The following is an 18,104-nucleotide window of genomic DNA, read 5'->3' on the forward strand; positions in this document are numbered from 1 at the left end:
TCTACGCACTCAGCGGGCGGTGCTTCCGGTCTTAGGAACCGGTCACTCCCGAAACAGAGGTGATCCAGCTGATGCCGTGCGGGACGGAGGAGTACCAGGACGAGGCACGGGTGTTGGTGCCGCCGCTCGCGCTGGTTGAAGCCACGCCGATCACCTTTCCGCTGACTACCAGCGGCCCGCCGGAGTCGCCCTTCCAGGCTTGGCCGTCAACGCCCACGTGACGGTAGGCGGGTCCGCCGTACGCGTCATCCTCGAGGGACTCGATGTAGACCGAAGCCGTCTTCAACACTGGAGAGGCTGGTCCGTTGGCTGTCTCGCGACCCCAACCGTAGATATTGCCGGATGTCTGGTACTGCAGCGGGTCCTTCTCGAGGCTGGCGTAGCTGCCCGAAACAGACCGCGACAACCGCAGGAGCGCAAGGTCTCCGCCGTTGTAGGAGTAGGTCTGGGCAACGGACACCCGTGTTCCGCCGCCCAGGTTCGCCGAACCGAGGTTGACGGACATGTTGCTGCCCAGGCAGTGCTTCGCCGTGAGGATCCACTGGGCCGAGATCTGCGAGGCGGAGCAGGCAAAGGACCCATTGATATTAACCTGTGCGGTGTACGGTGCGGCGGAGTGGCTAACGTCTTTGCCGCCCACGATCTGCATGTCGGCGCCGCCGTCGGGTGCTGCAGAGGCCACGCCGGTGGGGCCGAGCAGTGCCGTGGCGGCAAGGGCGGCAATCGCTGCGAGTTTCAGCTTCTTCATCTCTGGCCTACCTTCCCGTTACGCCGGAGATCGAGGTGATCCAGGACATCGCGTTGCTGACCTCGCTGTAGTTGGCGGGGCGGTCATAGGTGTCGGGATCGCCGCTGCCGGTGGAGAGCACGCCTACCTGCTGGCCGTTGACCATGAGGGGTCCGCCGGAGTCACCCTTGAAGACCTGGCCGTCCTGGCCATAGGTCTGCAGGGCCGGTCCGCCGTAGGCGTCCGATGAGTAGGCGGTGATGCTGACCTGAGCGGTCTTCAGGGTGGGGGAAGCGTTGCAGACGGAGCAGGTGCGGCCCCAGCCGTAGGCGCTGGCCGGTCCGGCCTGCGTTACGCGGTCCCGATCCAGGGTCACCGTCGCGCCGCTGTAGGGAGAGCTGAGCTTCAGCAGGCGCACATCACCGCCGGCGAAGGCACGGTCCGCCACGATGGTGCGAACCGTTCCACCGGAGCCGTTCGAAGCTGAGCCGAGCCGCACCGAGCGGGTTCCTTCACAGTGCTTGGCCGTAAGGACCCACTGGGAGGAGATGAGTGATCCGGTGCAGTTGAAAGCGGTACCTGTGGTGTTGACGTGGATCTGCACCGCGTAGGGCGCGGCGCTGATGGGGATGGTGTCTCCGCCGACAATGTCGGTACCGGCCGGTGCCGCGGTGGCGGCGGCCGGAGCAAGGAGTGTTCCCGCTGCGAGTGCGGCGGCTGCAAGTAACCTAATCGATTTCAATGGACAACTTTCGGTTCTGGACGCAGGGCGTTGTAACGCACTGCGATCGCTTGGACGTGTTCTTGATCCTGATGAACTTCGCTGGCCAGCTGTGATCCGAATCACTGGCAACTGTAAGGATGCTGTTCATCCGGCGGCCACCATTTCTGGCGGTTTCATTCGATTTGCCGCAAAACAATCTGAAAACGAACGTTCGGTATTGACAGGGCGGGCGTATGGACGGTTCGATGGTTGGCTGCCTCGACGACGACGACGACGACGACGACGACGGCTCGCGCTCGGCCCGCGATACTGGCGCAAACGCCGGTTCCCTACAAGACTGGGTCAATGGCCCCCAGCAGCGCGCAGCAGACGGTTACAGTCGAGGGCCGGCGCCTGAAGCTCACGAGCCTGGACCGCGTCATGTACCCGGAGTCCGGCCTGACCAAGGCGGACGTGCTGGCCTACTACGCTGCAGTTGCCGATTACCTCATCCCGCACGCCCGCAACCGGCCTGTCACCCGCAAGAGGTGGGTCAACGGCGTCGGAACGGAGGAAAAGCCAGGGGAAGTGTTCTTCCAGAAGAACCTGGACAAGTCGGCGCCGTCGTGGGTTGAGCGTTTTGGTATTGAACACAGCGATCACCTGAACGTGTACCCGATGCTCAACAACCTTGCGACGCTCACGTGGCTTGCGCAGATCTCCGCGCTGGAGATCCACGTGCCGCAGTGGAAATTCGGTCCGAACGGGGAAACTAACAATCCCGACCGCCTGGTGCTCGACCTCGATCCGGGACCGGGCGCCACGCTCGTCGAGTGCGCGGAAGTGGCACGGCTGGCACGGGAGATCCTGAACGAGATGGGACTGGATCCGCGGCCCGTGACCAGCGGATCGAAGGGGATCCACCTGTACGCGGCGCTGGACGGCAAACAGACCTCGGACCAGGTTTCCGCCGTCGCCAAGGAATTGGCACGTGTGCTGGAAGCTGACCACCCGGATCTGGTGGTCAGCGACATGAAGAAATCCCTGCGCGGCGGGAAGGTGCTGCTGGACTGGAGCCAGAACAACCGCAACAAGACCACGATCACGCCCTACTCACTGCGCGGGAAGGCTCGTCCCATGGTTGCGGCGCCGCGTACCTGGGAGGAGCTCGAGGACCCGGACCTCGATCAGCTCGACTACGAGCAGGTGATGGAGCGCGTCCGGAATTCAGGCGACCTGCTTGCGGACATGGATCCCGGAACCGCCGGGCAGGATCTCCAGAACGACGACGACGGCCCGGACCGCCTGCACACGTACCGTTCCATGCGGGATGCCTCGAAGACCCCCGAGCCGGTTCCGGAGAAGGTCGGCGAGGCGGGCGGCAACAGTTTTGTGATCCAGGAGCACCATGCACGCCGGCTGCATTACGACTTCAGGCTCGAGCGCGACGGCGTGCTGGTGTCGTGGGCCATTCCCAAGGGCCCGCCGGTCACAGCAGACCAGAACCATCTTGCCGTGCAGACCGAGGATCATCCGCTGGACTACGGCTCGTTCGAGGGCACCATCCCGAAGGGCGAGTACGGCGCCGGCGAGGTGTACATCTGGGACTCGGGCACATACGAGGCGGAGAAGTGGCGGCCGGGCAAGGAGGTCATCTGCACCCTGACCGGGCGCGACGACGGCGGGCTGGCCAAGGGCGGTAACGCCGTCCGCCGGTATGCGCTGATCCACACCGGCGGGTCCACTGATTCGGCCGAGAAGAACTGGCTGATCCACCTCATGAAGGAGCAGCCTGGGCAGGCGTCGCCGCCGGCGTTCAAGGAGCCGGTCAAGGAAGAGCTGCCGAACCTCAAACCGATGCTGGCCACCACCGGGGCGCCGGGTTTCATCCGGTCCGAGGAGGGCTGGTCGTTCGAGATGAAGTGGGACGGGATCCGGGCGATTGCCACGGTAACGCCCGAGGGTACGCGGCTGATGAGCCGCAACGGTAACGACCTGACGAAGGCGTACCCGGAGCTCGCGGACCTCGGAAAGTACGTCAACGCGGAGCAGGCGGTGCTCGACGGCGAGATCGTCGCCATCAACAAGGCAGGCCGACCGGACTTCGGGCTGCTGCAGGGACGTATGAACCTGACCAAGACATCCGAGATCGAGGCGGCCCGCAAGCGGACGCCCGTGCACTTCCTATTGTTCGACCTGTTGCACCTGGACGGGAATTCGCTGATTGAACTGGGTTATTCGCAGCGGCGTGAAGTGCTCGAGGAAGCGGTCGATCCTCCGCGCGATGGTCATGTTCAGGTGCCGCCGGCGCTCGATGCAACCCTTGATGAAGCAATCGAGGCCAGTAAGGAACTGGGTCTCGAAGGAGTGCTCGCCAAACGGGTGAACAGCACCTACTCGGCCGGCCGGCGCTCGGAATCCTGGGTGAAGATCAAGCACTCGCTGACGCAGGAGGTGGTCATTGTGGGGTGGCGTCCCGGAAAGGGGAACCGTGCGCACAAGGTCGGTTCGCTGCTCGTCGCGATCCCCGACGGTGTGGATCTGAAGTACATCGGCCGTGTGGGCTCCGGCCTGACCGAGCGTGAGCTGGCCGAGATCGGTTCGCGGCTGAAGAAGATGGGCCGCAAGACCGCACCGCTTGACGACGTCCCGGCGCTCGACGCGTCCGACGCGCGATGGGTGCGCCCAGCGCTCGTGGGCGAGGTTCAGTTCAGTGAACGCACGTCGGCCGGCAAACTGCGCCACCCCGTGTGGAGGGGATGGCGGCCCGACAAGAAACCGTCCGACGTCGTCGTCGAAATCTAGAATCGACTCTCCCCAAACGGTGCTTATGACGCAGATTTGACCGTTCATAACGACCATTTGAGGAGAGTCGACGCGAAAGAAGGGGAGTCATGAACGTTGAAAAGCTGGACGCCTGGTGGCGGGCCGCGAACTATGTTTCGGTCGGCCAGATCTACCTGCGCGACAACCCGCTGCTGCGCACGCCGCTGCGCCGGGAGGACGTGAAGGAGCGCCTGCTCGGGCACTGGGGAACGACGCCGGGGCTTAACTTCATTTATGCCCACCTCAACCGGGTGATCGCCGAGCGGCAGCAGGAGATGCTCTTCATCACCGGGCCGGGACACGGCGGGCCGGCGAACGTCGCGAACGCGTGGCTTGAGGGCACCTACTCCGAAATCTACAGCGCCATCACCCCGAACGAGGCCGGCCTGAAGGAACTGTTCAAACAGTTCAGCTACCCCGGCGGCATTCCCTCCCACGCCGCGCCCGAGACGCCCGGCTCCATCAACGAGGGCGGCGAGCTCGGCTATTCGCTCGCGCACGCGTACGGCGCCGTTTTCGACAATCCGCAGCTGATTGCCGCATGCGTGATCGGCGACGGCGAGGCCGAGACCGGTCCGCTGGCGGCAAGCTGGCACTCGAACAGCTTCCTCGACGCAAAGAACGACGGCGCCGTGTTGCCGATCCTGCATCTCAACGGGTACAAGATCGCCAACCCCACGGTGCTTTCGCGGATACCTGAAGCTCAGCTTGAGCAATTGATGCGCGGCTACGGCTACGACCCACACTTTGTCACCGTCGCTGACCCGCGTGCCACGGACCAGGCACACCGGGACTTCGCTTCGGCGCTGGACGCCTGTGTGAATCGGATCGGAGAGATCCAGGCGGCGGCCCGCGAAGAGCAGCGTCAAACCGAGGAGCATCCAGCCTGGCCCATGATCGTGCTGCGCTCGCCGAAGGGCTGGACCGGGCCGGAGATCGTGGACGGTGACCAGGTGGAGGGGACCTGGCGTGCGCACCAGGTCCCGTTGTCGGGGATTCACGACGATGACGCCCACCTCCGCCAGCTCGAGGAGTGGATGCGCTCCTACAAACCCGGCGAGCTCTTCACCGACGAAGGCCTGTTGGACGAAGCGATTGCTGAACAGGCGCCCGCAGGGGACCTGCGCATGAGCGCCACCCCGTACGCGAACGGCGGCCGGCTGCTCGAGGACCTGAGGCTGCCCGCCTACGCGGATCACGCCGTCGTCGTCGATCGGCCGGGTCAGGAGAAGGCGAGCCCGATGGCAACGGCGGGTGGGTATCTGCGGGAGCTCATCACGCTGAACCCGGAGAATTTCCGCCTGTTCGGGCCGGATGAGACGGCGTCGAACCGGTTGCAGGACGTGTACGAGGTCACCGACAAAGTGTGGCAGCAGCGGATTGACGACGTCGACGAGCACCTCGCGCGGTCCGGCCGGGTGATGGAGGTGCTGAGCGAGCACCTGTGCCAGGGCTGGCTTGAGGGGTACCTCCTCACCGGCAGGCACGGCGTCTTCAACTGCTATGAGGCGTTTGTGCACATTGTCGACTCGATGTTCAACCAGCACGCCAAGTGGCTCAAGGTGCATCAGGACCTGCCATGGCGGCAACCGGTCGCGTCGCTGAACTACATGCTGTCTTCTCACGTGTGGCAGCAGGACCACAACGGTTTTTCGCACCAGGATCCCGGATTCATTGACCACGTGGTGAACAAGAAGGCCGACGTCATCCGGGTATACCTGCCGCCGGACGCCAATACGATGCTCGCCGTGACGGAACACTGCCTGCAGACGCGGGACCGCGTGAATGTGATCGTGACGGGCAAGCAGCCCACCATGACGTGGCTCGGTCCGGAGGAGGCCCGGCTGCACTTCGAACGTGGGATTGGGGTGTGGGATTTCGCGGGGCGGGAGACCGAGGGGGAGGAGCCTGACGCCGTCCTCGGCTGTGCAGGAGATGTGCCGACGGGCGAGGTGATTGCCGCCGCGAAGCTGCTCAAGGAGGCGCTGCCTTTGTTGAAGGTGCGCGTGGTGAACGTGGTTGACCTGATGCGGCTGCAGGACTCCTCCGAGCATCCGCATGGATTGCCCGCGCGTAGCTTCGACACGCTGTTCACCCGGGACCGGCCGGTGATCTTCGCCTATCACGGCTATCCGTGGCTCATTCACCGGTTGACGTACCGGCGGACCAACCACAGCAACATCCACGTCCGCGGGTATAAGGAGGAGGGCACCACCACCACGCCGTTCGACATGGCGATGATGAACCAGATCGACCGGTACCAGCTGGCCATGGACGTGATCGACCGGGTGCCGTCGCTACGTTCAACACAGGCGGAAATACGACAGCACTTCCAGGACGAACGGCAGCGCGCGTGGCAGTACACGCGCGATAACGGCAAGGACATCGACGCGGTCACCGGGTGGCTGCTGGAGGAATCTTCACCGGATGACGCCTCATGAGCGGATCGGAAAGCATTGACCAGTACCTTCACCGGCTCGGCTCAACGGCGCCGACGCCGGGGGCCGGGGCAGTCGGGGCGCTCCACGTCGCGCAGGCGGCTGCGCTGGTTGGCATGGTGGCCGGTTTCAGCGAGCGAGGCAACGACGACGTCGCGGGCATAGTCGCCGAGGCCCGGGAGCTGACCCGTGCGGCCGTTGAGGCCGCGGAATCGGACGAAGAGAAGTTCGGGAGGGTGGTGGATTGCTACAAACTTCCGTCCGGGTCGGATGAGGAGCGCGAGAGGCGCAGCGCGGGCATTGATGAGGCGCTCGTGGAAGCGACGCTCCCGGCGAGGGCGCAGCTGGACCTGGCTGCCGCCGTCGTCCGCTTGTGTGAAGAACTGGTGGACGTGTGCAAGCCGGACTTCCTCAGCGACCTTGCGGTGGCGGCCGAAGCCGCGCGTGCGGCAGCGGCTACGGCCCGGATTGTGGTCGAGGCGAATCTGACCTCAATGGAGGAGAACAGCATTCAGGAGTCGCTTCAGGAGCATACGCGGAAGGCGTCCCGGGTGGTGCAGAGTGCGGAGGAGCTCTCGGCGCGGGTCCGGGGGCGCATTATTCGTTGAACCAGCCGTGCTTTCTGCTGCGCGCGGCGTGGCAGGCTTGAGGCGTCATTGCCGGAGTTCTGTTCGAACAGTTTCTCGTTGGCCACGCTCGGACGCTTCTTGAGCTATCGCGCTGAGGGGGGGTACTCCTTCCTGGAATCTGACTGCGATGCAGGCATTGCATGCAGTGAGTGCATCGCACTCAAACGGTGAGGCAAGGCATGGGGCTCGGAAGGCGCTGAGCACGTTCTCCCGCTTGATTCTCCCTAACCCACACAAATCCCAAGGTGGCGCGAGTACGAATACGTGTTATGAGCACCATTCCGGTAAACGAGACCGCTGCGGCGGACCCAACCTCCGTTCTGGCTGCTGCCCGTAGTGCCGTCGCGGACGCACTCTTCGACCTCGAGCAGGCGTGGCGCAACCCCCGGCCCGAAGCCGTTGTGGCCGCTGCCCGCCGGCACCTGGCCGCAGCTGAGAACTGGGCCGACGCCCGTCGCGAAGGCGCCTGAGGAATCAGGGTACGACGACGGCGGGCCGCTGCACGCCGCGCTCGATAACCCGCAGGTACTTGGGCAGGGCGGCAATCTCCAAACGCACACCCTGTGCCATAACGGGCAGGACCTCGGACGACCGCTGGAGCTTGAGAATAGTGTCCGCCATCCCCGCGGGATAAGAGGGCCCGACGTCGTCGATGTTGAACGTGACTTCAGCCTTCGCGGGGCTCTGGAAGGCGATTTGACCATGGGCGGGAATTGCGTAACCGAAACGCCATTTGCCGTGGAAAGGACCGGCCGACGCTAGTCGGACGAAGCACGGATAACGCCCCCTATTGGCCGATCGCCGCAACAATCGCGACCTCAAGCTGCGTCCAACCGCAACGCCTGCGAGGGCAGGCAAGACCGCGCCCCAATCAGGTGGACCACTCGTTGTTGCCCAGACGGCCAATGAAATCACTCCGAGCACCAAAGCGAAGAAGCCTATCCACCACAGCACGAACCCGGTCCGAGTCATTGTCCCCATCTCTCCACCCTAGTGAAAGTCTGGGGATAATTGGAGACTGCCGTGCGCCTTTCGTGTAGCGTCATGGTGGCGAATGGCACGCGCCGGTTATCCTTACGTGCCTTGAATATGGGGAGTACCTGTGGAAATTGGCCTGTTAATCACGATCGGGGTGATCGTTGGCGCCGTCATTGTTCTGGGCATTATTGCCATGATCATCGCGCGCATGGCGCTGCGCATCGCGAGCCCGTCGGAAGCGCTCATCATCACCGGCAAGGGGAATCAGGAAGGTCAGCGGGTTGAGTTCGGCCGCACCTTCATCAACCCGTTCACGCAGCGGGCGTTCTCGATCTCGCTCGCCTCGCGCCAGGTCACCCTGCAGATCGAGGGCATCTCGCAGAACGGCATCGCCCTGCATCTGACCGGTGTTGCCCAGATTAAGGTCGGCGGCGACGAAGAGGCCGTCCGCCGGGCAGCCCAGCGCTTCCTGAACCAGCAGGACCAGATTGACCACTACACCCAGGAAACCCTCTCCGGCTCACTGCGTTCGATCGTCGGTACGCTGACCGTCGATTCGATCATCAAGGACCGTGCTTCCTTCGCGAAAAGCGTCAAGGAAGAAGCAGAGCACTCCATGCACAACCAGGGCCTGGTGATTGATACCTTCCAGATCCAGTCGGTGCAGGACAGCTCGGACTACTTGCGGAATCTTGGCCGTCCCGAGGCAGCGCTCGCGGAAAAGCTGGCCAAGATCGCCGAAGCCAACGCTGCGCAGGAGGCCGCGCAGGCAAAGGCCATCGCCGATGAGCAGGTTGCGCTCGCCGAACAGCGCCTCGCCATCAAGCGCGCGGAACTGAAGGAAGTCGCCGACGCGCGCCAGGCACAGGCCGACGCCGCCGGCCCCCTTGCCGCTGCGGACCAGAAAGAGGCGATCCTGCTCAAGGAACAGCAGGTCACCTCACGCCAGGCGGAGCTACGCGAACGCGAACTCGACATCGAGATCCGAAAGCCGGCTGACGCTGACAAGTACCGGGTGGAGCAGGAAGCCGCCGCGAAGCTGGAGCAGCGTAAGCGCCAGTCCGAAGCAGACCAAGTTGAGGCTGAGGTCGCACTCACCAAGCGCAGGCTTTCTGCCGAGGGTGACAAGGTGACGGCCGAAGCTGAGGCCGCCGCCAACACCGCACGCGGTAACGCTGCAGCTGCGGTGACCCGCGCCAACGGTTCGGCCGAGGCTGAGGTCATCAAGGTCCGCGGTCAGGCTGAGGCCGACGTCGTACGCCAGAAGGCCGTTGCCGAGGCTGAAGGTATCGAGGCACAGGCCCGTGCGTACGAGCAGTTCAACGACGCCGCCGTCCTCAACAAGGTCATGGAGATGCTGCCGCTGGTTGCCCGCGAGATCGCCGCGCCGATGTCCGCGATCGACAGCATGACTGTCATCTCCAATGACGGCGCCAGCCAACTCAGCAGGAACGTCACCGGCGGCCTGCAGCAGACTTTCCAGCTGCTCAAGGACACCACCGGCCTCGACGCGGTGCAGATGCTGCAGAACTGGGGCGGCGACGGCGCAAAGCCGGAAGCGCAGCCGGTTGCGTCCGGCCCGGCCGCACCATCGCAGAAGGCTCCCCGGAAGAACGACGACGGCGCCTCCACCGGCGCCTGACCCGTTTCCACGAAAGCGGCCGGTCACCTTCGAGACGGAAGGTGACCGGCCGCTCCTGCGTCCCGCCCGATGCGGTGCACCGTTGATGTGAGGACCCGTTGCAGCGGCAGCCGGATCGTGGATCAACCTGCGGGCACGGTATCCTCGGGAGCGGAGAATGCTCGACCACTTGCACTGTGCCCGTCTGCCTACCGGCTGACCGGGCGCGGCGCCGGCCTGGAGCACGGACGGCTACACGTTCGGTGCGCGCTTACCCTGTGCGCGCCGACCGATAAGACATCGAGGAGGGTCAATGAAGATCATCGTTCTCATGAAAGAGGTCCCGGACACCTACGGGGAGCGCAAGCTCAACCTTGAGACGGGACTCGCTGAGCGGGGCGCCGGCGAGGCGGTGCTGGACGAAATCAACGAGCGCGCACTCGAGGTGGCGCTCTCGCAGGCCGGAGAGATCAGCGATGCGGAGATCATCGTCGTGTCGATGGCCCCCGAATCCGCAGCCACCACCCTGCGCAAGGCTCTCGCGATGGGAGCGTCCAGGCTCGTGCACATAGCCGACGAGAAGTTGGTGGGGGCCGATCTCGGCCTCACTGCCGAAGTGTTGGCCGCTGCCATCAAGCGCACAGGGTTTGACCTCATCATTGCGGGAAACCTCTCCACGGACGGCTCGGGCGGCGTGCTGCCTGCGATGATCGCCGAACTCCTGGAAGTCCCCTACGCAAGCGCGCTCACTTCCGTCGAGGTCACCGCGGATCGGATAACCGGTAGCCGTGAATCGGACACCGGAACCATGCGGGTAGCCGCACCACTGCCGGCGGTCATCTCGGTCACCGAACGTTTTCCTGCCGGCCGCTTTCCCAACTTCAAGGGCATCATGGCCGCGAAGAAAAAGCCGGTGGAATCGCTCACCGCAGCCGACCTCGACGTCGACCCGGAGTCACTCGACACACCCCGGTCCATCATGCTCGCCGTCGCCGAACGCCCAGCCCGGACCGCCGGGACGAAGATCGTTGACGAGGGCGACGGCGGCGAGAAGCTCGCCGAGTTCCTTATTTCGAACCGACTGGCGTAAGGAACGAAAGTCATGACTACATTCCCGGAAGATTCGATCCTCGTCCTCCTCGGCACCACGCCCTCGGGCGAACTGACCAAGAGCGCCGCCGGACTTCTCGGTGCAGCGGTCGGCGTTGGCACACCGGTGGCTCTGGTTGTCGCATTGCCCGGTCAAGGCGCTGAAGCCGCCTCTGAGGCCGGTTCGCTCGGCGCGAAACACGTTCTGATGGCGGAAATGGAAGAGCTTTCCTCAGCTCTGGGCGTGCCGGTAGTGGATGCGCTCACCGTCGCGGCTGACCAGGTGCAACCGGACGCGATCCTGATCACCAACTCGCTCGACGGACGCGACGCCGCCGGCCGGTTCGCTGCGCGGAAACGCTGCGCCCTCGCGGTCGATGCGATCGGCGTTGGACGCGACGAGGAGGGCGTCCTCGCCCATCACTCGGTCTACGGCGGAGCCTACAACGTGGACTGCGCGCCGACATTCGGCCCGCTGGTAATCACCGTTCGCGAAGGCTCGATCGATGCTCGCGCAGAAGCCGTGACACCGACTGTGGACGTCCTTGACGTGAAACCGTCCGGAGCCGCAGCAGCTATCGTCGAGTCCTTCGAGGAGCAGACGGCGGCCTCAACCCGCCCCGAACTGCGTGGCGCCGCGAAGGTTGTGGCTGGCGGCCGCGGCCTGTCATCGCAGGAGCAGTTCGCCCTGGTTGAGGAACTCGCGGATGTCCTCGGCGCTGCGGTCGGCGCTTCACGGGCAGCGGTCGACGCCGGCTACGTTCCGAACAGCTACCAGATCGGCCAGACCGGCGTTTCAGTCTCGCCGCAGCTGTACGTTGCACTCGGTATCTCCGGCGCAATCCAGCACCGCGCAGGTATGCAGACCGCGAAGACCATCGTCGCGATCAACAAGGACCCGGACGCGGCCATTTTCGACGTCGCCGACTTCGGGGTTGTCGGCGACCTCTTCGAAGTGGTCCCGCAGCTGATCAAGTCACTTTCCGCGCGGAAGGGGTAGCGAATGGCGACGCACGGTCGCACACTGCGCCGGGGCCTGCCTCGCCGAAGCGGCGAGGAATCATGGCCGCCCGCGGACGCAGTCCTCACCGAAATACCTGGCGACACCGACGTCCCAGCACCAACGGCCACAACGGCGGCGGCAAGCCCGGCTTCCGGTTCTGACACAACGACGACGCCGGCACCTCCTTCCGCTTCGTCCGGGACTGATACGGCGGCGGCGGGCGCAACAGTTGCAGCTCCCGGCACTGATACGACGGCGGCGAGCCCGTCTTCCGTGAAGCCTGCGACGGCGCCGAGCGCCTCGCCGTCGTCGGGTGTTCAGGCGGGCGCGCCCGCGGTCGACGCAGGCGCCCGTCCAGTCCGGCGGGGGCTTCCCCGAACTCCCGGAGGGGACCCGTGGCCCCCCGCTGGTGCTGCGACGACGCCCGCTGTATCGACGCCCGCTGTATCGACGCCCGCTTCACCGGCTCCTGAAGCTCGCTCTGACGCAAGGCGCGAGGACGCGGCGTCGGTCAGCGAACCATCCTCAGCCGATGAAGCAGTCCCTGCCCGGCAGGAGGCTTCAGTGGAGGCGGCGCCGCAACCAGCAGCGTCGAATGAAAACCCAGCGGCCGCGCGTGTGGCCGCACAGGCCGGCTCCATGCAGCTTCTGCGGCGTGGATTGCCTCGCGTCCCAGGCGGCGAGCGTTGGCCGGCGGAGACCGCCGTCGTCGTCGAGCCTGTTCAGACGCGCACGGAAACCGAAGCAGTCGGAACGAAGGCCGCCGAAGAGCCTGCCCCTGTTGCTGCTGAGGTAGCGCAACCCGAGAAGGCGCCCGAGCCGGTCGCCGTTGCGACGCCAATCGAAGAAAAGGCGACGCCTCCCGAGGAGGAAGCGCCGTCGTCGGCTGCTGCTGGTCCCACGGAAACCCGCAAGCCGCTCCCCGAGAAGTCCGCGGACACCAGGGACACCGCAAAGGCGGCGAGCGAGCGGAAGCCCCGCAGCCGCATGGCCAATCTGTTGCTCGGCGCCGCGGGGCTCCTCGCAATCGCGCTGGGGGCTGTGCTGTTCACGCGCTGGTTTGTCACCCTCGGTTTCATGCAGGACTTCCTCACTACATACCCGGGCGAGACCCACCTGCCCGAAGGCGCGGAACCCGGCTTCCCGGCCTGGGTGCAGTGGCAGCACTTCTTCAACTTCTTCCTGATCGTGCTCATCATCAAGTCCGGGCTGCAGGTGCGCAGGGAAACCCGGCCGCCGGGATACTGGACGCCGAAGTGGTCCAAGGGCGGGGACGGAAAGATCAGTCTCAGCCTGTGGTTCCATCAGGCACTGGACATCCTGTGGCTGGTGAACGGCCTCGTGTTCGTGGTGCTGCTGTTCGTCACCAGCCACTGGATGCGGCTGGTTCCCACAACCTGGGAGGTCTTCCCGAATGCACTCTCTGCGCTGATCCAGTACGTTTCGCTGGACTGGCCCACAGAGAATGGGTGGGTGAACTACAACAGCCTGCAGCAGCTGGCGTACTTCGCAACCATCTTCGTAGCGGCGCCACTGGCGGCGATCACGGGAGCCCGGATGTCCGGAATCTGGCCAAAGAACGCCAAGACACTGAACCGGGTCTATCCGGTCGAATGGGCGCGGGCCGTCCATTTCCCCGTGATGCTGTACTTCGTTGTCTTCATCATCGGTCACGTGGCATTGGTCTTCGCGACCGGTGCCCTGCGCAACCTGAACCACATGTACGGCGGCCAGGACGCGGTGAACTGGGCGGGATTCTGGATCTTCTTCGTCTCGCTGCTGCTCGTGGTGGGTGCCTGGATTGCAGCGAAACCGCTGATACTGGCGCCGCTTGCAGGCTTGTTCGGGCGGGTCAGTTCGCGGTGACCTGATCAACGATTGGCACGGTAGGCGTCCCTGCGGTGCGCCACGTCAACAACGCAGACGGATCTCTGTGCTTCGTCGATTCTGTAGATGATCCGGTATGTGCCTCGGCGCGCACTATGGCTGTCCTCGAGCGGCGGATGGAGTCGCTTACCTACCCGGTGAGGGTTATCAAGAAGTGGGCCGACGATGAACTCATAACCCGCCCAAGCAACCCCTTCGGGAAGAACCTCCGCGAGTTGTCGCCGAGCGGTAGGTGTGACGACGAGCGAGTACCGCTCGGCGCTCACGCGTAGGGCCTGTGACGCCGTTCCATCGCTGCGGCGAGGTCCGATTCAGACTCGACTTCACCGTGTGCGAGCTCGGACTCCGAACTTGCCAGTCGCCGCATTGTTTCGGGGTCGGAGAGGATCGCGATTGTCTCCTCGAGTGATTCAAGGTCCTCGGGTGCCAGCAGAATCGCCGACGGCTTGCCGTGTACCGTAACCGTGACCCTCTCGTGCTGACCGCCCACGCGGACCACTAGTTCGGACAGGTGAGCCTTCGCCTCAGCCAGCGACACGGTACTACTCATAGTCATAAGTATGACTAGAAGTTGATGAGAAGTCTAGGCCGGGTGCGCCACCCGACTTCCGTGATTGGGGTTGGGCTCTGCGAAGAACAGCGGCGCCGGTGCGGATTGCTTCGGCGACTGCTTCGAGGGCGCTGGATCCGTGACGCCACTGCTGCCAGTAGAGCGGCACATCCACGTGCCCTCTTGGGACGAGTGCCGTGAGATTCGCAGCTGCTGGGTCATGAGCCAGCTCCAGTTCGGCGAGCAGGCCCCAGCCCATGCCGAGCCGGATGGCTTCCGCGAACTCCTGGGCCGCCGGAACGTAGTGCCGTGGCGGAGTGATCGCTCGCTTTGTCCTGCTTCGCAGGTACTGGTCCTGGAGGTCATCCTTGCGGTCGAAGACCACCACGGGGGCGCGCTCCAGGTTCTCCACGGTGGCACCATCGACGAACCAGCGCTGCTGGAATTCGTCAGTACAGACCGGGATGTAGCGCATGATCCCCAGCGGACTGGACGAACAACCCTGCACCGGGCTGGCAACCGAGGTGATGGCCGCAGCGGCCGCCCCGCTCCGCAGCAGGTCCAGTGAGTGCTCCTGATCCTCGCGCAGGATCTCCAGTTCCAGTGTTTCGGCAACCGGCACCAGCGCGCGAAGTGCCCACGTGTGCAGGGAATCGCCGTTGATCACGATCACGATGCGTTGACGCGGCGCATCCTTCGTTTCACGCAGCTCAGCCGACAGGTCCGCCGAGAGCAGCTCGAGCTTCCGGGCGAATCGCACGATCGCCTCACCCGTTTCGGTCGGCTGGACCGGACGGGTTCGCCGCAGGACGGGCCGGCCGACGGCGGTCTCCAAGGCGCGGATGCGCTGGCTGACGGCGGATGGGGTGATGGAGAGGTGGGAAGCAGCAGCGTCGAAGCTGCCCTGGTGAATGATGGCGGCTAGTGCCAACGCCTGGGTTGGATCAATCTCCTTCATAAGCAACTCTTACCATACTGTAGAAACTTTAGCTGGAATCAGCCTGGACCTACACTTAGCGTTGTATCGTGCTCGACTCCACGCTCACCGGCTTCGTTGCCGGTCTATCGCTCATCATCGCTATCGGCTCGCAGAACGCCTTTGTGCTCCGGCAGGGCCTGCGCCGATCCCACGTTGCCCTCGTTGTAGCTGTCTGCGCGCTTTCCGACATCGCGCTCATCACGCTTGGCGTCGGCGGCCTCGGGGTTGTCATTGAACATGCACCGGTACTGCTGGAGGTCATCCGCTGGGCCGGCGCGGCTTTCCTTCTGGGATACGCGGTGCTGGCGGGGCTACGGGCAGTGCGCGGCGAGCAACTCGACGTGACGAAGGGCAGGGGTTGCGGATCCTGGCGGACCGCACTTGCCACGTGCCTGGCCCTGACCTGGCTCAACCCGCATGTGTACCTGGATACGGTGCTCCTGCTGGGGTCACTGGCAAGCACGCACGGCATCCAGGGCAGGTGGTGGTTCGCGATCGGCGCCTGTGCAGGCAGCATCGTGTGGTTTACGGCCCTCGGCGTGGGTGCCCGCTACCTCGCTCCGCTCTTCAACCGGCGCCTTGCGTGGAGGATCCTCGACGGCGTTATCGCCGCCGTCATGCTTGCACTGGCTATCTCACTGATCGTGTAATCACTCAGTCTTCCCGCGCCCGGAAGTTCCGGATCTGCCGGTAGCGCCTCAGCAGGCTGTCCCTCCGCGACGTGCCCGCTTCCGGTGCATTTGCCGTCAGCTCGATGTGTCGTTCGCCGAAGTTCCACAGCAGCACGTCGTCGAGGAGCCGGTCCGGCCCCGGCGAGTAACGGTGGTCGAGGGCGCGCCGGACCGAGGTGATGGTGTCGGCCTGGAGCAGGGAGGCGAGGGCCGTCGTCGTCGTAATCCCGTGGGCGGAGAGGAGCTCGGCGGCCCAGCGCCAGTTGTCATCCGACTTCCGGTCAACGTGTGGGAGCAGGGTTTGCCAGACTTCCCGGATGCGGTCGGGGGTGAGTTCCACGCTGCCCTCGCCCTCGGGATCCCAGAATCCGGTCACCTTCTCATACCGGGAATGCAGGTCCGCGAAGGTGGATTCGACGCTCTCCAGCATGGCTGCGGTGGCGGTGAACTGCCGGTCGAAGTAGGGGCTCCACGCCTTGGGGTTGAAGGACTTGAACCGGATGTCGTGCTCGATCTCGGACCAGGCGTGTGCCAGCACGGTGCGGATCTGCGTCTCGAACATGTAGCTGCCGGAGTCAGAGCCGAGCAGCTGCTGGTAGGTGCGGACGGCGTCGTTCTGAATGGTCCGCAGGATGAGGTGGCGGCTGGAATAGCCGTACGTGCCCGATTCAATGGAGCCGATGTCCTTCTCCCGGTCACCCCGGCAGTCGAACTCGTGGCGCTGGCGCTTGATGAGATTCGCCGCGATATCCACTTCGTGCGGCAGCGTGGTGATGACCCGGACACCCACCAGGTCCGTCAGGTTCCGCAGCGGGTCCGGGAAAACGAGCGACGGCGGACCGTCACCGTCGCTGAGCATCCGCGAGGCCTTGTCGCGGAAGGATTCGACCGACTTTGTGCGCGCCGTGACGAACAGCGGCCGCAGGTCCGTTCCGGTGAAGATTTCCTGGATGCTGTCGCGGACCTCACGCGTGACAGCCTCCAGCGCCGGGCGCACCCGCTCAAACTCGCTGACACTCTCCTGGACCGCTGGCCTCAGCCGCTCATCCAGTTCTTCCCACGTACTCACCAACCCATCTAAACATCCGCCACGGACAGCGGCTACGCTACGAAGAATGACCGACCTCTCGCGGCGCGCAGTCCTCGGCGGGGCGTTGCTCTCCGCAGCCGCCCTCTCCGGGTGCGGTCCCACCCAACCGTCGGCGCCTGCCGGTGCGAGGAAGGAACCCATGCGCTATACCTACGGAAGTGATCCCAGCCAGTTCGCGGACCTGTACCTGCCGGAGGGGGAGCCACGCGGCGTCGTCGTCATCATTCACGGGGGTTTCTGGCGTAGCCAGTACTCCCTCGAGCTCGGTGTGCCGCTCGCGGAGGACCTCACCCCACGCGGTTTTGCCTGCTGGAACCTCGAGTACCGCAGGGCCGGCAACGGCGGCGGCTGGCCGGAAACCTTCGAGGACATCGCGGCAGGAATTGACCTGCTCTCCACAGCAGCAAAGGAGCACGGCCTCGACATCAGTACGACGACGGCGCTCGGCCACTCCGCGGGTGGCCACCTTGCGGTGTGGGCGGCGGGGCGGGCGTCCCTTCCGTCCGGAGCGCCAGGAGCCGGCACTCCGGCGGTGCCGCTGACCGGCGTCGTCAGTCAATCGGGCGTGCTGAACCTGCAGTTGGCGTACGAGGAACGACTGGGCAGCGGAGCGGTGCAGAATCTGCTGGGGGAGCCGGAGGGGGACAAGTACCGGCTTGCCGATCCGGTGACCGCCATCCCGCTGGCGGTTCCGGTGGTTGCGCTGCACGGGGAGGAAGATACGACCGTACCGCTGAGCCAGTCGGAGTCCTATGTCGAGGCCGCGGTTGCGGCTGGAGCCGAAGCGGAACTGATGCTCATCCCCGGCGACCACTTCGCTATGATCACGCCCGGTACCGACGCCTGGGAGCGCGTCGTTGACGCCGTGGAACAGCTGGCCTGAACCTGTCGAACATGGGGATTTCAGACAAAT

At 64.8% G+C, this 18,104-nt stretch carries 18 protein-coding genes; 11 read left to right on the forward strand and 7 right to left on the reverse strand.

The window, feature by feature from the left end:
* Positions 1-31: 31 nt before the first annotated feature.
* Positions 32-748, reverse strand: coding sequence for a S1 family peptidase (locus BJ994_RS16825; protein ID WP_167995557.1), 717 nt, complete (start codon positions 746-748; stop codon positions 32-34).
* 7 nt (positions 749-755) lie between these two features.
* Positions 756-1,469 carry a S1 family peptidase gene (locus BJ994_RS16830; RefSeq protein ID WP_167995558.1) on the reverse strand — a complete coding sequence of 238 codons (714 nt, stop codon included), beginning with the start codon at positions 1,467-1,469 and terminating at the stop codon, positions 756-758.
* A 327-nt stretch (positions 1,470-1,796) separates the two neighbouring features.
* Between BJ994_RS16830 and BJ994_RS16835 the strand changes: the two genes are divergently transcribed.
* The 4 genes from BJ994_RS16835 to BJ994_RS16850 all read left to right on the forward strand — a co-directional run bounded on the left by BJ994_RS16835 (position 1,797) and on the right by BJ994_RS16850 (position 7,793).
* Complete coding sequence (locus BJ994_RS16835; protein WP_167995559.1) at positions 1,797-4,235, forward strand: ATP-dependent DNA ligase; 2,439 nt, start codon at positions 1,797-1,799, stop codon at positions 4,233-4,235.
* A gap of 89 nt (positions 4,236-4,324) precedes the next feature.
* Positions 4,325-6,697 (forward strand): phosphoketolase family protein, encoded by a 2,373-nt coding sequence (locus tag BJ994_RS16840; protein ID WP_167995560.1) that lies wholly within the window; start codon positions 4,325-4,327, stop codon positions 6,695-6,697.
* Positions 6,694-7,302 carry a cyclodeaminase/cyclohydrolase family protein gene (locus BJ994_RS16845; protein ID WP_167995561.1) on the forward strand — a complete coding sequence of 203 codons (609 nt, stop codon included), beginning with the start codon at positions 6,694-6,696 and terminating at the stop codon, positions 7,300-7,302. The genes BJ994_RS16840 and BJ994_RS16845 overlap by 4 nt, the downstream gene beginning before the upstream one ends.
* Positions 7,303-7,592: 290 nt before the next feature.
* A complete protein-coding gene (locus BJ994_RS16850; protein ID WP_167995562.1) occupies positions 7,593-7,793 on the forward strand; it encodes a hypothetical protein in 201 nt (66 codons plus the stop codon).
* A 4-nt stretch (positions 7,794-7,797) separates the two neighbouring features.
* On the opposite strand, the gene BJ994_RS16855 is transcribed toward BJ994_RS16850, so the two are convergent.
* On the reverse strand, positions 7,798-8,304 hold the full coding sequence (locus BJ994_RS16855) for a hypothetical protein (protein ID WP_167995563.1): 507 nt from the start codon (positions 8,302-8,304) through the stop codon (positions 7,798-7,800).
* Positions 8,305-8,425: 121 nt separating this feature from the next.
* Here BJ994_RS16855 and BJ994_RS16860 point away from each other — a divergent pair, with 121 nt between their 5' ends.
* The 4 genes from BJ994_RS16860 (at position 8,426) to BJ994_RS16875 (ending at position 13,880) form a co-directional block, all read left to right on the forward strand.
* Positions 8,426-9,943, forward strand: a complete 1,518-nt coding sequence (locus BJ994_RS16860; protein WP_167995564.1) for an SPFH domain-containing protein — start codon at positions 8,426-8,428, stop codon at positions 9,941-9,943.
* Positions 9,944-10,235: 292 nt separating this feature from the next.
* A complete protein-coding gene (locus BJ994_RS16865) occupies positions 10,236-11,012 on the forward strand; it encodes an electron transfer flavoprotein subunit beta/FixA family protein (protein WP_167995565.1) in 777 nt (258 codons plus the stop codon).
* Positions 11,013-11,024: 12 nt separating this feature from the next.
* Entirely contained in the window at positions 11,025-12,011 is a 987-nt protein-coding gene (locus BJ994_RS16870; RefSeq protein WP_167995566.1) for an electron transfer flavoprotein subunit alpha/FixB family protein, read from the forward strand.
* A gap of 3 nt (positions 12,012-12,014) precedes the next feature.
* The gene (locus BJ994_RS16875; RefSeq protein WP_167995567.1) at positions 12,015-13,880 is read left to right on the forward strand and encodes a cytochrome b/b6 domain-containing protein; all 1,866 of its coding nucleotides are present in this window, start codon (positions 12,015-12,017) and stop codon (positions 13,878-13,880) included.
* Positions 13,881-13,885: 5 nt separating this feature from the next.
* Here the strand turns inward: BJ994_RS16875 and BJ994_RS18490 are convergent, their stop codons facing one another.
* Positions 13,886-14,068: a type II toxin-antitoxin system RelE family toxin gene (locus BJ994_RS18490; RefSeq protein ID WP_342450457.1), complete on the reverse strand. Its 183-nt coding sequence runs from the start codon at positions 14,066-14,068 to the stop codon at positions 13,886-13,888.
* On the opposite strand from BJ994_RS18490, the gene BJ994_RS18265 reads away from it, so the two are divergent.
* A complete protein-coding gene (locus BJ994_RS18265) occupies positions 13,997-14,173 on the forward strand; it encodes a hypothetical protein (RefSeq protein ID WP_245192663.1) in 177 nt (58 codons plus the stop codon). The genes BJ994_RS18490 and BJ994_RS18265 overlap by 72 nt on opposite strands.
* On the opposite strand, the gene BJ994_RS16885 is transcribed toward BJ994_RS18265, so the two are convergent.
* A complete protein-coding gene (locus BJ994_RS16885; RefSeq protein WP_209066983.1) occupies positions 14,164-14,451 on the reverse strand; it encodes a type II toxin-antitoxin system Phd/YefM family antitoxin in 288 nt (95 codons plus the stop codon). The two genes, BJ994_RS18265 and BJ994_RS16885, sit on opposite strands and share 10 nt — an antisense overlap.
* Entirely contained in the window at positions 14,444-15,409 is a 966-nt protein-coding gene (locus BJ994_RS16890; protein WP_167995570.1) for a LysR family transcriptional regulator ArgP, read from the reverse strand. Before BJ994_RS16890 ends, BJ994_RS16885 begins: the two co-directional genes overlap by 8 nt.
* Before the next feature lie 68 nt (positions 15,410-15,477).
* Here BJ994_RS16890 and BJ994_RS16895 point away from each other — a divergent pair, with 68 nt between their 5' ends.
* On the forward strand, positions 15,478-16,080 hold the full coding sequence (locus BJ994_RS16895; RefSeq protein WP_167995571.1) for a LysE family transporter: 603 nt from the start codon (positions 15,478-15,480) through the stop codon (positions 16,078-16,080).
* Positions 16,081-16,084: 4 nt separating this feature from the next.
* Here BJ994_RS16895 and BJ994_RS16900 read toward each other — a convergent pair whose 3' ends face one another.
* A complete protein-coding gene (locus BJ994_RS16900; RefSeq protein ID WP_167995572.1) occupies positions 16,085-17,173 on the reverse strand; it encodes a GTP pyrophosphokinase in 1,089 nt (362 codons plus the stop codon).
* Positions 17,174-17,216: 43 nt separating this feature from the next.
* Here BJ994_RS16900 and BJ994_RS16905 point away from each other — a divergent pair, with 43 nt between their 5' ends.
* Positions 17,217-18,074: an alpha/beta hydrolase family protein gene (locus BJ994_RS16905; protein WP_167995573.1), complete on the forward strand. Its 858-nt coding sequence runs from the start codon at positions 17,217-17,219 to the stop codon at positions 18,072-18,074.
* Positions 18,075-18,104 lie beyond the last annotated feature (30 nt).

The sequence above is a fragment of the Arthrobacter pigmenti genome (genome assembly GCF_011927905.1).
Classification (GTDB): Bacteria; Actinomycetota; Actinomycetes; order Actinomycetales; family Micrococcaceae; genus Arthrobacter_D; species Arthrobacter_D pigmenti.

Excerpts from the sequence above, each read along its gene's own strand:
- BJ994_RS16890 (WP_167995570.1), bottom strand. The coding sequence starts at position 15,409 with ATGAAGGAGATTGATCCAACCCAGGCGTTGGCACTAGCCGCCATCATT.
- BJ994_RS16825 (WP_167995557.1), bottom strand. The coding sequence starts at position 748 with ATGAAGAAGCTGAAACTCGCAGCGATTGCCGCCCTTGCCGCCACGGCA.
- BJ994_RS16885 (WP_209066983.1), bottom strand. The coding sequence starts at position 14,451 with ATGAGTAGTACCGTGTCGCTGGCTGAGGCGAAGGCTCACCTGTCCGAA.
- BJ994_RS18265 (WP_245192663.1), top strand. The coding sequence starts at position 13,997 with ATGGCTGTCCTCGAGCGGCGGATGGAGTCGCTTACCTACCCGGTGAGG.
- BJ994_RS16855 (WP_167995563.1), bottom strand. The coding sequence starts at position 8,304 with ATGGGGACAATGACTCGGACCGGGTTCGTGCTGTGGTGGATAGGCTTC.
- BJ994_RS16835 (WP_167995559.1), top strand. The coding sequence starts at position 1,797 with ATGGCCCCCAGCAGCGCGCAGCAGACGGTTACAGTCGAGGGCCGGCGC.
- BJ994_RS16840 (WP_167995560.1), top strand. The coding sequence starts at position 4,325 with ATGAACGTTGAAAAGCTGGACGCCTGGTGGCGGGCCGCGAACTATGTT.
- BJ994_RS16870 (WP_167995566.1), top strand. The coding sequence starts at position 11,025 with ATGACTACATTCCCGGAAGATTCGATCCTCGTCCTCCTCGGCACCACG.
- BJ994_RS16865 (WP_167995565.1), top strand. The coding sequence starts at position 10,236 with ATGAAGATCATCGTTCTCATGAAAGAGGTCCCGGACACCTACGGGGAG.
- BJ994_RS16850 (WP_167995562.1), top strand. The coding sequence starts at position 7,593 with ATGAGCACCATTCCGGTAAACGAGACCGCTGCGGCGGACCCAACCTCC.
- BJ994_RS16875 (WP_167995567.1), top strand. The coding sequence starts at position 12,015 with ATGGCGACGCACGGTCGCACACTGCGCCGGGGCCTGCCTCGCCGAAGC.
- BJ994_RS16845 (WP_167995561.1), top strand. The coding sequence starts at position 6,694 with ATGAGCGGATCGGAAAGCATTGACCAGTACCTTCACCGGCTCGGCTCA.
- BJ994_RS16905 (WP_167995573.1), top strand. The coding sequence starts at position 17,217 with ATGACCGACCTCTCGCGGCGCGCAGTCCTCGGCGGGGCGTTGCTCTCC.